Raw genomic sequence first — 12,922 nt, forward strand, 5'->3', positions numbered from 1 at the left:
GGACGAACCGTGCGCTCGCCAGTGGCCAACGGGACGCCTCCCGTCCCCGATCAGTTCGCCTTACGCTGCCTGTTGAAAAAAGGAGGTGAGCCGGAATAAAAGCGCGACGGCATGCGTAAGCGTCGCATCATGGCAACGCTTCTCCACCTCGACCGCTCGCCCCGCCCGCCGATCGCCGCCCGAGATGCAAAGCGGCCAATGCGGGTCGCCCTATTTTCCGGCAATTATGACTGCGTACGGGACGGCGCGAATCAGGCGCTCAACCGGCTGGTGGATTATCTTCAGGCGCGCCATGGCGTAACAGTGCGCATCTACACGCCGCGCGCGCCAAAGCCCGCCTTCGCCGCCGTTGGAGATATCCAGGCCGTTCGTTCGCTCGGCTTGCCGGGACGGCCCGAATATCGGCTGGCCCTGGGCCTTACGTCCGCCGCGTGCGCCGATCTCGACAGCTTCGCCCCCGACATCATCCACCTATCAGCGCCCGACTGGCTTGGATGGCAGGCGCTCGGCTACGCCCGGCAAAATGATCTGCCCGTGATCGCCAGCGTGCACACGCGCTTTGAAACCTATGCGGACTATTATCGCCTGTCCTTCCTGCGCAAGCCGATCGAGCGCTATCTCGACCGCTTTTATGGCCGGTGCGACCGCATATTGGCGCCGACGCTGCCAATCGCCGATGAGTTCGCCAGCGCTTATGGAGAGGCAAAGGTTTCGATATGGGGCCGGGGCGTCGATCGCGCGCGCTTCCATCCGTCACTCCGATCCGACGCTGTGCGCGCGGCCTATGGCTATGATCGCGACGATGTTGTGCCGCTGTTCTTTGGCCGCCTCGTCCTGGAAAAGGGCCTGGACGTCTTTGCCGAGACGATCGCGCTTCTGCGTCAGCGTCACCCTGGGTTGCGTCCGCTGATCGTGGGAGAGGGACCGGCCCGCAGCTGGCTGGCCCAACGCCTGCCCAATGCGACCTTTGCCGGGCATCTGGAGGGGGTAGCGCTCGGCACCGCCATCGCCAGCGCCGACATATTGATCAATCCCAGCGTCACCGAAGCCTTTGGCAACGTCAATCTCGAAGCTATGGCGAGCGGACTGCCCGTCGTGTCGGCAGACGTGCCGAGCGCCGCCGCTCTTGTCACCCATGATGTCACGGGCCTGCTGGTCGAACCGAAAGACGCGGCCGCCTATGCCGCGGCGGTCGAACATTTGATCGGCGACCCCCGCCGCCGCCGCCGCATGAGCGCGATGGCCAGCGCGGCTGCCGACCGCTATGACTGGGACGATGTCCTTGCGCCTGTTTATCAAGCCTATGCCGATTGCCTGGCGGGTGCCCCACCGTCCGCCACGGTACGGGAACTGATATCATGCGCTGGCTGAAAAGCGGGACCGGCGGCCCGATCGGCGACGACCTCACCGCCATGCGCCGCTATGCCCGCTCCCTCGCGCGCGACGATCAGGACGCGGACGACGTGGTCCAGGACGCGCTGGTGCGCGCGATCGAGCGGCAGGACAGCTTTCAACCCAGCCGTAGCAGGCGCCAATGGCTGCTCACCATCGTCCACAATGTCTTCATATCGGGCAAACGGCGCGAAGCCGCCGAGGCGCGGCGCGACGCGCGCTTTGCCGAAACGGTGATGGCGCATGTCGATGCCGGGCAGGAACATAGGGTGCAGCTTGCCCAATTGGGGCAATCCTTCGCCGCGCTGCCGGACCATCATCGATCGGTCCTGCACCTGATCGCTGTCGAAGGCATGACCTATCAGGAAGCGGCCGAGGTGCTGGACGTGCCGGTGGGCACCATCATGTCACGGCTGGCGCGGGCGCGGGCGGGCTTGCGCAACTCCGGCAGCGTCGATGGGCGGGCGACGTTGCGTCTGGTTGGAGGACAGGATGACTGAAGAACCCGCCGATCACGAATTGCACGCCTATATCGATGATGAACTGGACGATGCCGGACGTTTTGCCGTGGAAACGCATCTTGCCGCCCGCCCTGATCTCGCGGCGCGAGTAATGGCCGACCTCAGCGCGCGGACCGGGCTCCGTCTGCTGGCGCACAGGAAGGAACAACTCTCCGGCCATTTGCTCGACGACAGCGCAGCGCTTGCGCCTTCGAAAGCCCGGCTTTTCTGGCGCAGGGCAGCGACGGTCGGCGGGACCGGGACAGCGGCCGCGCTGGCATTGCTGCTGGCGACCGGGCCTAGCCCGCCCGATTATGTCGATATGGCCGTCGCCTCTCACCGGGTCGCGCTGATCCGGGCGCACATGGCTTCGCAAATCGAAGGGCAGGCGCTCGACCATCATGAGCTTCTGGCGCGAACCCACATCTTCCTGCCCACACTGCCCGCCGACTGGAACGTGACCGACGTTCAGCTTTTCCCGACGGGGAAAAGTCCCGCCCTTCTCGTCGCGATCAGAACCGGCGCGGGCGAGCGCCTGTCCATCTTCGCGACACGACAGAAAAGCGACGCCCCCGCCATCCCCGACACGGTACGCGAAGGCAACCAGTCCGTCGCCTACTGGCGACGCGGCGACATGTCCTATGCCCTGACCGGCGAAGGCGATCCCGGCACGATCGACCAGGAGGCGGAACGGCTGAACCAATATTGGTCCTGACCCCGGCTGGATACGGAAGCTTTTGATATCAAGTGGCGGAGAGGGAGGGATCAGTATTCCCGCGCTAAAAGCGGCAAATTTCCTATGTTCCTGCCAGACCAGCTGAAGCTTTCCCACACCCCTTACCACGGGTATCCCTGCTGGCCATGAAATCACCAGCTTGATGAAAGGATGACGGACAAACCTTGATCTGTCCAGACGCTAGCCGAAATGAGTGGACGCAGGTGTTCGAGCGCGACCGGCCGTTTGCGGAATTTGGCGTTTAGAGAGGCGAAGACAGGAAAGCCGCCATTCACCGAACCTGATCCCAGAGGCAGTTTCCGACCAAAGGACCCCGCGGGTTCCTGCACTGGAGGCTTTCGTACGCAAGCGCCCGAAACCCTTCGCAGCATCGGCGTTCCCCCTGCTCTGGTGTAAATGTCAGATCAGGACGCATCCTGCCATTCGCCCGATAACAGATGGGTGCAGCGCGCCGACCCGTGCCGCTCGGTTACCGGACTGCAGCCATAAGGAGACATCAGCGGCACCATCCAAGCGTATGACTTATCTCGTGTATCGCGAATGGCCTACCTCGGCGCAAGCTGTTACCTTCGATACCCCGCTACAATCACCACCCAGAGTACATGGGTAGCGGCAGGCTTGAAACCGGGCGGCTAACTGCGAACCGCCCGATTGCAGAGTCAAAACTCCCGCAGAATTTCGCGCAATGTGGTGCCGCGATATTCGGTGCGAACCGCACCGGCCTTTTGCAGAGCGGGAATAACGCCGTTGAGCAGATCGGGGAGCTGGCGGTTATAGCCCGATCCTTCGATAAGGAAGCCGTCGCCGCCGACTTCATCCATGACCGCCATCATCTTTTCGGCGACCTGCTCCGGCGTGCCACTGAAGTCCATTCCACTGGCGCCCTGGCCCATGGAGAACAGGTCACGGATGGATTTGCCTTCTTCCCGCCCGGCTTTCTTCATATGGTCGAGCGCGCTGGTATGGCCGCCCGCAACGATGTCCTGCGGCACGGGCACGTCCAGGTCATAGAGCGAAAAGTCCACGTCTAGCGAGGAGGAGGCCATGACGATATTATGCTCGAACGACGCCTGCTTTTCAGCTTCGGTCATTTCCTGCTTCTCAACCCCTTCGGGAAGGATGTTGACGGGCGTCAGAAAGATGACCTTGATATCATCCGGGTTGCGGCCCTGCGCTTCGGCGCGCCGCCGAATATCCTCGCGATAGGCTTTCATCCCGGGAACGCCGCCGGTCATCATGCCCAGAACAACTTCCGCATTCTTCGACGAAAATTCGCGGCCGCGTTCCGATGCACCGGCCTGACACAGGACAGGATAGCCCTGCGGCGACCGCACCGTGTTCAGTGGGCCGCGCGAGTGGAAATGCTTACCTTCAAAATTGATGGTGTGAACCTTGTTATGGTCGACATACACACCTGTTTCAGGGTCAGCGACCAGCGCGCCTTCTTCCCACGAATCCCACAGCTTCTTGGCCAGTTCGACATATTCATCCGCTATGTCATAGCGGACCGTAGGCGGCAGCAGCTTGTCCATGCCGAAATTCAGGGCCGCGTTCTTCTCACTGGACGTGACCATGTTCCAGCCAGCGCGCCCGCCCGTAAGGGAATCGACGGTCGAAAGTAGTCGGGCCAGCAGATAGGGCGGGTAGAATGTGGTGGACGCGGTAGCGACCAGTCCGATGTGCGACGTTTCCTGCGCCATGACTGGCAGCAGCGGGATGGGATCGAGTTTGGGGGCCAGCGTAGCGTTCTTCAGATCGAGCTCCATGGAGCCGGCATATCTGTCGCCAACGATCAACGTGTCTTCGAAAAAGATGAAATCGAACTTCGCTGCTTCCAGCATCTTGGCGAGTTGCTTGTGATAGGAACCGTCAATCCAGTCCGACCCGAACTCCTTGCCGTCACCGGGCCATGACGTGGCCCCGAACTTGGTGAAATAGCCGAGGTGGAATTTTGTGTGTGCCATAGCGTCAGTCTCCTTGATTTTAATTTGATGATCTGATGACCGGTAGACGTGTGTCAGAGCAGCGAGAGCGCGGCGTCGACACTGATCTTTCGAAAAGTCTGCCGCATGACGCCGTCATCCCAAATGGCGTCGTGATATTTTCTTGCGGTTATTTTCTCGTCTGCACTAATTTCAATCAATCGACTGCGCACACGCTGCGCCAGCTCTCTTGAATAAAGCTGAACATCCGCATCGCCTGCGTCGATGTAGCGCTCGATACTCTCCGCAAGCGCGATTGGTTCGAGCGCCAGTTCGACATCCTGGTGCAGATCAGGGTTCCGCGACATGATCGCAATATCGGCATTACTGGTGCGTCCCTGGGCAGTATAGGCAAAGCAATGCCGGATGCGATCGCGCGCCACCTCTGGCTCTTTCCAAGGGAACGTCAAATGCCGTGGAGTTCCGTCGGGAATAGCCAGGTGGGTAATCGCGCGATCGTTGATCGCCTCGATCAGCGCGTCGGGATCGGCTGGAAGAAAGACCTCCCGACGGGGCACCACGTCAAAGCTTGAGAAGTCGCCATAGCGCCCGCCAGAATGAAGCAGGTAGATTTCCGCATAATGCGGCGCCTTTCGGCGGCTGGGGCGCACATCATAATAGGCCGTGGTCACCAGCTGTAACAGCATGCTGGCACCCAGTGCGCTCAGGGGCGAGGTGAGAATGACGGCCAGCCGATCATCGGGCCGCCAGTCCAGCAGCTCCTCCCGATCCGCCGCATGACCGTTCATCTCGATCTCGAACATCGAACCCTTCAATGAGAAAGCGGTGTGCATAGGCTGCTCTCGCAAAATGTACGCCGACCGGGGTACGCCGGTGTCTTTCCAGCCTTCCCGACCCCTTCCCCGTCGAGTCCGCACCAGGCACCGACTTGCGTTCAGTGGCGATGCCGCCACCGCCGCGTACCGACTGCCTTGCGCCGCTCCTACGGTCAGTATTCGATGGTGGCCGGGACCGTCATGGAACGCAGCTCTTCCGAAGCCGAGTTCCAGGGTGAATCGAAGCCATTCACGACAGAGCTGTAGCCCAGCAACTGACGGAGCGTACGTGACGCGCCGTCCATCGTGCGCGGATCAAGAACGAGCGGAAAGTTGATCAACGGCCGACACCAGGGCGGGCAGTAACCAAAGTTGATGGATGCCCGCTGCCGGTCAGTCGATACATTTGCCCCTGTGCCGTGGAGCAGCATATCCGAGTAAATGAGCAGCGAGCCAGCAGGGGCGATGGCTGGCACCGACTCGTAGAATGTTGCACCAGACATATCGATCCGGTCGTTCCAGCGATGACTGCCAGGGACGACACGCGTCGCACCATTCTCCTCGTCAAACGCATCCAGGCACCAGATGAAGCGAGCCTGGTATGGAACGGCCTGATCATGGGTGTCGCGGGCAGCGTCCAGGTGGATGAATTGCGCGCCGCTTCCTGGACGTGTGACATTGGCATCCAGGCTTTGAACAAGGTAGCTTTCGTTAAGCACCGTGGGTCCGAGGATGTGTTTGACGAGGTCCAACAAAACAGGCTGTTCGAGGAGTTCGAGAAACACCGGATGCCGATCGGGCAAGCGGTCCAGACGCCGATTCTTGGCATCGGGATCGACAAAGAACTGGCTTACCCGAGTGATGTCCGCCGCCTCTTCGTGGGCAATTTCGGAAGCCAGCACCTGCCGGGCGAGTTCGACCTTGTCTGGCAAGATCGCGGCGGTCAGGATCGCATAGCCTGCTCGTTCAAAGTCGGCCTTTGCCGTTTCCAGATCCGGCGTAGGTTGCGGCAGAGCGTCCTGAAAATCCAGTGGCACCACTACTGTCGCTTTCATTTGCTCGGTCTGATAGTCATCTATCGAAATTGTGTTTCCAACTGACATTTCACGATCCTTCAGTCTTTGATCTGGAATGATATCGCTAGTGAGACCGTGATCTCACCCTGATCGCTATCTCGCGTCCTTCATCCCGGCACGTATCAGGGGTGTGCCTGCCTGAGTGCAGTCAAGGGGTCCGCTTGCGCCCCGGCGTGGCCGTAGCCAAAGCCGATCTGATACCCCATCAATTTCAGAAGATCGTCAGGCAGGGTTCGGGCGATATCTTGCGGGCAGGCCAGAAACTGGTTTTCCTCCTGCCGGACCCAGCCAACACAATAGTTGATCGCCTGCGCGCGTCGGATGTCTTTCGATCGATTGCTGCCCCCGGCATGCCACAGCTTGCTCGTGAAAATCATCACGGAACCACGTTTCATCTCGGCTGGCAGCGTGTCTTCCAACCTATATTCCGCACGCGGTAAGGCATGGCTTCCTGGAACAACCCGGGTCGCGCCATTTTCTTCGGTGAAGTCCGTTAATGCCCACAAGGTATTGCAAGAAACGATATAGTCATCAGGAAATGGAAAGCTGTCGAAAGTCATTTCGTCTTGATGAATAAATTGCGCGGGACAACCTGGCTTCAATGAGATCATCTCGGTTGCGCCGAGCTGAACGATCGGTGAATGGCTAAGTACGTCCTTCACGACGCCAAGTACCAAAGGGTTCATCACGAGGTCGCGACCGGTTTCCGAGCGTGCGATCAAATTGCCGACGCGTTGACTTCCATTACCGAACCACTCATTTTCGCTGAACGGCGCAGCATCGGTATATGGCCGCATATCCGTCAGGATTTGATGGATAACGGAACCTGGAACCAGCTCATCTATGATCACATGGCCATGCTCACGGATCACCTTTATCGCTTCCTCGACGGTGGCGTCGTTAGGAAGATGCTGAAGCTTCATCGTGATACTCCTTGAAGCAGGTCGTCTCGTCGCGCGCTAAGCTCAAAGAAATTACCAGTGCCACCTTGTCGGTTAAACCAAATCGCATAGGGCAGCGGACCGTCGCTGAGCCAAGCACCGCGCCTTCCTTCTTACGTTAATATTTATCAACATTTCTTATGTTGAATATTTTCAACTTCCTGTCAACAGGTTTATGTGGGGTTACCGCGCCATCGCGAGCGCCAGCGATGGGCCGAGCGCAAGACTCGTCGTCCAAGTTCGTTATCGAAGCATGATTTAGCGATGGGGCCACCCGGCGTGGGCCGCGCGCTTGGCCGCACGCTCTGAGTTTAACCTATTTCGGCGCCCGCTTTTGCGTCGCACCCCGTTTTTCCGCAGCCATTTCGTCTGGCCGGGCCTTCAGTATGCGTATTTCGGCCGGAGTGATGGTTTTCGCCATTTTGACGAGCGAATTCGCTCCGATCATTTGCATAAGCGGCATTTTTTTCGACCATGGCTTACCATGACCTGCGATGACTGTCATGCCTTCCATTGCGGCATTGATGAAGATCGAGACTGCTTCAACTTCCTCGTCGTTAAGCGAGGGATTCAGCTGCTTTACGAACGAACCAATCAATGTGTGACTATATTGGTATAAGGCCTCCACGCGCTCCGCCACAAATTCATTGTGATTACTCATGGCCCAAAGTTCTGTCATTAAATGCGTTGTTCCTTTCGCCTTGGCGCCTTCCAACGTGCCGGTTATCACAAGAGTCAGCGCGTCTTCGGCAGGCATATTAGTTTCATACACGCGATGTCTTAGGAGTTCTTCACTGGAATCGAGGATTTCATGAAGAAGTAACTGGACAAGCATTTCCTTTCGAGGGAAATGGCGCGTGACGTTGCCTATCTGCAAACCGCATTTTTCTGCGATCCGTTTCAATGTGAACGCCGCCGATCCCTCTTCAATCAACACTTGAACGGCAGATCGAAGTATCATGTCGACCGTTTTAGAGCCTCGGGAAGATTTCCCGGGGCGCACCATGCCAAGGTCCATCGATTGTTCATTGCTATCGGCTTCCATCATGGCACTGTCCTAAGCATTGAAGGATCAGTCGATCAAGGGTGCCAGTGTAGGTTGGCCTTCTCTACACCGCGAGGCTCGAACCCCGCGACACGAGCGGTGACCCCACATTTGGGCGCCGTCACCTGCCCCAAATTTAGGCGGGAACGACTCCCTTTACTGCCGTGCCCCGCCGAAATTGGCGCTGGATACCTGAGGCTACCGGGTGATGTCGATCTCGCGAACGACTTGACGGCCGAACGGGAGCGGGCCAACCGGAGATTCGAGGTAGTGCTGTCAGACAAACCGAATCGCTCTTCGCTGCATGCACCAAGGGATGAAGAGGCAGGGACTCAGGCCGCGGAACCGCCACTCCGCCAGTGCGGCTGAGCGTCTCTCCTTAAAGGTCTGCCGTCGATGAGGTGGCGCTCCAGGGAAAGATGGTTGTGGATGCTGGCGTGAACAGAGGCGAATTTCTGTAGTGCCTTCATCTGCCTGAAGCGGAGCGTCGCTCTTTCCCGTCGCCGAAAGGCAAACGGCGGCTGTTCTCCATCCTGTTTGTATACCCAGCCGGTCCACCGCAGCGACATATCAGCGAAGGCCATCTATTCAACGTTCCGCAGGCTCAGGGGAAATCGCACATGCATCATCACCACCAGGCGGATGATTTCTCGCGAAGAGTTGACGTAGCGGATTGGGCTGGCAGGTGCGGGCCACGGCATGGAATCTGCTTACCAGCGCCTAACGAGCAGTGCATTTGATCTGACAGTGCCGATCGAAGTGATCGGCAGAAGTTCAACCCCGTTTCCCAGCGTCCGCTAAAAGAGATCTGGCCGTTGCGAACCCGCGACGGCCAGTCCCTTCAATTTACTTCGTTGCTGCCGCGCAGCTTACCACCGGAAGGCAAGCGATGCGCCAAACTCGCGTGGCGCGGTCGCGTTGATCGTCCGGTAACCCGAGTCGAACACGCTGCCATCCGCTGCCGCGGTCTGGCCGATGGCGGCCGAAATGTCCGTGATCCGCTTTTGATTAATGAGGTTTTTGATGAATCCGGTCAGTTCCCACTTGCTGTCATCGCTGCGGACACCCGCATAGACATTGAGAATGGTACGGCTTTGATAGTTGAAGTTCCTTAGCTGCGAAAATACCGCGGGACGATAGTTGATCAGCCCGCGCACGAAGGGTGTGAACGATCCACCCATCGGGAAACGCAACTCACTGTTGGCCGAAAGACTGAAATTCGGTGTATCCGACAACCTGCCAAGCTTGCAGAAACTAACATTGCCCGGTCCGGTAATTGCTGGAGTTCCCTCCGAATCCGGCGCCCCATCGCCGTTATAATCGTTGCACGGCAGCCGGGCACCCTTGGAATACCGCGCCTTGACATAAGCGGTGCTGACCGAAAAATCCCAGAAAGTCGTCGGATGTGCATCAAGGGTCAATTCTACGCCTTTGACCGTTGCGTCGCCATTATAGTTGAAATCGAACCCACCGTCGTTGACGCGATCGCCAGGCGTGCCCACCGGCGATGCCGGCGGAACGTTGTCGCAGCCCCCGCCAAATGCCGCTGGCAGGTTGGGGCAGTCATAGGTGACACCTGTAAAGCGCGACACGAAGCCGTCGATCTTCTGATAGAAGGCGGCGAAAGCAAAGTTCAGTTTCCGGTCGAACGCCGAACCCTTCACGCCGACTTCAAAAGCATCGGTCTTTTCGTCATCTGTGACGATCAGGTCGTTCGACAAGCCCACAGGCACTGACGCGCCTGCCGTGGGGGCGCGGAATGACCGATTATAGGAGGCATAGATGTTCAGGGCGTCGTTGACCTCATAGGTCAGGTTCACGCCGCCAGTGAACGCATGCGTACCCTGGTCGCGCAGGGCTGCTGGAATACCGTCCTGATTGACAGTGAACGGATCAATCGGATCAATGCCAAAGGGGGCAAAGCCCGGATAGCCAGGCGAACTGACAAACGTGTCGCTGACGAGTATGTTATGATATTTGGTGTAGCGCAAACCGCCTTCAATCTTGAGATTACCCAGACGCGCATGTCCGAACGCGTTGAAAGACAATGTTTCAACGTCTGCGGGAATAATGACATTGACCCCAATCGGCAGGAACAGGCCCAGCGACGCAGGTGCAAAAGCCGTGAAGAAGTTGTCTGCCGGCTGATCTACCCGCGTAGTACCAGTCTGCTTGGTGTAGAACGCACCGATACCACCGCCGAGCGAGCCGTCATCATTCGTCGAAAGCCGAAGCTCAAAGGTAGGAATCTTGAACGGTGTCTCGATACGTTGGACGGCCACATAGCCCGGAATGGCGTTGGTGGTGTCCTGATCGCGCGCCTGACCCAGCTTGGAATACTGATACGCAGCCAGTCCATCCAGTGAGACTGGCCCCATATCCCAGTGGCCATTGAACGTAATCTGGTGTGATCGATTCTTGAAACGTGCCGGACCTTCCATGACCGATGCATAGTCATCAACGCCCAAGGCTGGACCTGATGTACCTGCCAGACCAGTCGATCCTGTGCCAACAACCTGGGTATATTGCCGGGTATCGGCTTCAAGATATTGATAGGTCAGATAAGCGGTGAACGCGTCGCTCGGTTTGAAACCAAGCGTTATACGACCGCTCATCGTAGTCGCGCGGGAACGGTCGCCATTGCTGATATTTCTCACCTGGTTAACCTGGTTGTGATCAACCAGACCAGCAACGCGGATCGCGAACTTGTCGGAAAACGGCAGGTTCACACCGCCCTGGAAGTTATAACCTTTGTCGTCTGTCGCGCTTGCTTGCGCATAGCCGGTTATTTCATCGAAGACAGGACGACGCGTCGTGATGGTGATGGCACCAGCCGGCGACGGGAGACCACGTTCAAGACCCTGAGGCCCGCGAAGAATTTCGATCTGCCCGATATCGTACAAGGCAGTGAATACAGTTTGAGCGTCAGCGGGAACTTCGTTGACGTAAGTCTGAACAGTGGGGGTGACGCCTGAATCGGGATCAAACGAAAGGCCGCGAAGGGTGGTTGTGTTGTTACGGCCCGAAGTGTTGGTCAACTCTAAGCCCGGAGCCAGTTGTTGGACGTCCTTAGTGTCGAACAGCTGAAGTTTTTCAAGCTGTTCGCCAGTAGCGACGTTAACCGACATCGGAACGTCGGACAGGTTACGCGCGACACGGGTCGCGGTCACAACGATGTCCGTAGTTGTCACTGCGCCCAGGCCTTCTGTCCGCGTCTGGCTTGGCGTCGTTGGAGAGGCGCCCTGATCCTGGGCATGCGCCACGGTTGGCAACGCCAATGCGCTAGCAGCGCAACACAGCATCAGGTTGCGCTTCAAATATTTTTTCAATGTATTCCCTCCCTTTTGTATCATCAGCTTCAGTCATGCGCAGCGGCGTTATTGCGCCGCCTGACATCAGTGCAACGAGCAGTGCCGGATACGATGGCCGGGTGCTGCCAGCATATCGGAGCTTCTGAGCTCAATAGTTGAAATTTTTCAACTAAGCAACAAGGGCCGACTCATACTCACCACGCCACGGCGGCGGCAGCGGCGGCGAGGTAGATGGCACCAAGGAAGTTGGTTGCGAACTTGTTGAATGAATGGCGATGCTGGCTGAGATGCCGCAAACGCGCTTTAGTACATTGGCTTCACGTTCCAGGAAGAAGCTCGTATTACCCAATTCGATGGGCCAGCCCTCCATCACTTCAACGTGATTCTTTACATCGAACGCTACTGTGACGATCATCCTTTGATCTTGCTCGGCAAGGCCGCTTTCAGCAAGCTTTCCATTGCCGACCAGCCGCAACTATGTCCGCTTTCAGGCGATCGGCAGCGGAGCGTTATGACCGAGACTGGCGCTTAGCTGCCCTTTCGCCGACTGCGGAGGAAGGCCTCGATCGAGGCGACCGGTATGAGCGTCATGCTACCGACCTTGAGGGTCTCGATCTCTCCATCGGCAATGAGCAGATAGAGCTTGGATCGGCCGATACCGGTCATGCGACAGGCATCCTTGATGCGGACCGTGATCGGCGCGGGTGATGGCTCGAGGCTCATGGCTGTTCCTCCGATTTCGCAAGGGCGGTTATTTCGCCGCTGTCGGCCCTCACCAGGCGCTGCTCGACCAGCTTCATGAAGCTGACATAGCGCGTCCTTCCGAGGCGGGCGGTGTCACTGTCGAATGGCGGCTGGTCGGCAACCAGCGTCAGCTGGTGCCGGATGAACAGGCCCAGCATCTCGGTCAGCGCATCGACCTTGCGCTCCAGCCGATCGGCCGTCCGGTTCTGCCGGTCAAGCCGCGGCCCGAACCGCTGGTCCAATTCCTGCGCGCCCTTGCGGTCGAGCCATGCGTTGAGCGCGTCGGTCAATATCTGCGTCTTCGACGTGCCGGGATCGGCGGTCAGCGCATTCAGCTTCGCCGACAGGCTATCGGGGAGGTAGAATTGATGGCGGGTCTTGAACGTCTTCATGCCCGCAACATCCGCCAAGCCGCTATG

12 protein-coding genes and 1 pseudogene are annotated in these 12,922 nt (G+C 58.4%); 3 read left to right on the top strand and 10 right to left on the bottom strand.

Translation table 11 applies throughout. The features are described 5' to 3' along the window. The first annotated feature begins 129 nt into the window (after positions 1-129). From ACYU81_RS05990 to ACYU81_RS06000, 3 genes are read left to right on the top strand one after another with little or no spacing between them, the layout of a single operon-like run. On the top strand, positions 130-1,371 hold the full coding sequence (locus ACYU81_RS05990; RefSeq protein ID WP_460986848.1) for a glycosyltransferase family 4 protein: 1,242 nt from the start codon (positions 130-132) through the stop codon (positions 1,369-1,371). Further along, entirely contained in the window at positions 1,359-1,892 is a 534-nt protein-coding gene (locus tag ACYU81_RS05995; protein WP_460986849.1) for a sigma-70 family RNA polymerase sigma factor, read from the top strand. Before ACYU81_RS05990 ends, ACYU81_RS05995 begins: the two co-directional genes overlap by 13 nt. Then, positions 1,885-2,607: an anti-sigma factor family protein gene (locus ACYU81_RS06000; RefSeq protein ID WP_460986850.1), complete on the top strand. Its 723-nt coding sequence runs from the start codon at positions 1,885-1,887 to the stop codon at positions 2,605-2,607. Before ACYU81_RS05995 ends, ACYU81_RS06000 begins: the two co-directional genes overlap by 8 nt. Positions 2,608-3,287: 680 nt before the next feature. Here ACYU81_RS06000 and ACYU81_RS06005 read toward each other — a convergent pair. The 10 genes and pseudogenes from ACYU81_RS06005 to ACYU81_RS06050 all read right to left on the bottom strand — a co-directional run bounded on the left by ACYU81_RS06005 (position 3,288) and on the right by ACYU81_RS06050 (position 12,895). Continuing rightward, positions 3,288-4,592, bottom strand: a complete 1,305-nt coding sequence (locus ACYU81_RS06005) for an NtaA/DmoA family FMN-dependent monooxygenase (protein WP_196224665.1) — start codon at positions 4,590-4,592, stop codon at positions 3,288-3,290. Between the two features lie 53 nt (positions 4,593-4,645). Continuing rightward, entirely contained in the window at positions 4,646-5,374 is a 729-nt protein-coding gene (locus ACYU81_RS06010; RefSeq protein WP_460986851.1) for a hypothetical protein, read from the bottom strand. 185 nt (positions 5,375-5,559) lie between these two features. Then, positions 5,560-6,489: a phytanoyl-CoA dioxygenase family protein gene (locus tag ACYU81_RS06015; RefSeq protein WP_196224667.1), complete on the bottom strand. Its 930-nt coding sequence runs from the start codon at positions 6,487-6,489 to the stop codon at positions 5,560-5,562. A 95-nt stretch (positions 6,490-6,584) separates the two neighbouring features. Continuing rightward, a complete protein-coding gene (locus ACYU81_RS06020) occupies positions 6,585-7,385 on the bottom strand; it encodes a phytanoyl-CoA dioxygenase family protein (RefSeq protein ID WP_196224668.1) in 801 nt (266 codons plus the stop codon). A gap of 334 nt (positions 7,386-7,719) precedes the next feature. After that, complete coding sequence (locus ACYU81_RS06025) at positions 7,720-8,451, bottom strand: TetR/AcrR family transcriptional regulator (protein ID WP_230463184.1); 732 nt, start codon at positions 8,449-8,451, stop codon at positions 7,720-7,722. 273 nt (positions 8,452-8,724) lie between these two features. Further along, positions 8,725-8,986, bottom strand: a pseudogene (locus tag ACYU81_RS06030) (hypothetical protein); the annotation flags it as partial. Positions 8,987-9,317: 331 nt separating this feature from the next. Beyond that, positions 9,318-11,777, bottom strand: coding sequence for a TonB-dependent receptor (locus tag ACYU81_RS06035; protein ID WP_460986852.1), 2,460 nt, complete (start codon positions 11,775-11,777; stop codon positions 9,318-9,320). Positions 11,778-11,928: 151 nt separating this feature from the next. Beyond that, the gene (locus ACYU81_RS06040; protein WP_196224670.1) at positions 11,929-12,234 is read right to left on the bottom strand and encodes a hypothetical protein; all 306 of its coding nucleotides are present in this window, start codon (positions 12,232-12,234) and stop codon (positions 11,929-11,931) included. A 53-nt stretch (positions 12,235-12,287) separates the two neighbouring features. Continuing rightward, positions 12,288-12,482 carry a helix-turn-helix domain-containing protein gene (locus ACYU81_RS06045; RefSeq protein WP_196224671.1) on the bottom strand — a complete coding sequence of 65 codons (195 nt, stop codon included), beginning with the start codon at positions 12,480-12,482 and terminating at the stop codon, positions 12,288-12,290. Continuing rightward, complete coding sequence (locus tag ACYU81_RS06050; protein WP_196226620.1) at positions 12,479-12,895, bottom strand: CopG family transcriptional regulator; 417 nt, start codon at positions 12,893-12,895, stop codon at positions 12,479-12,481. The genes ACYU81_RS06045 and ACYU81_RS06050 overlap by 4 nt, the downstream gene beginning before the upstream one ends. Positions 12,896-12,922: the final 27 nt, after the last annotated feature.

Source organism: Sphingobium sp. TomTYG75 (assembly GCF_054771635.1).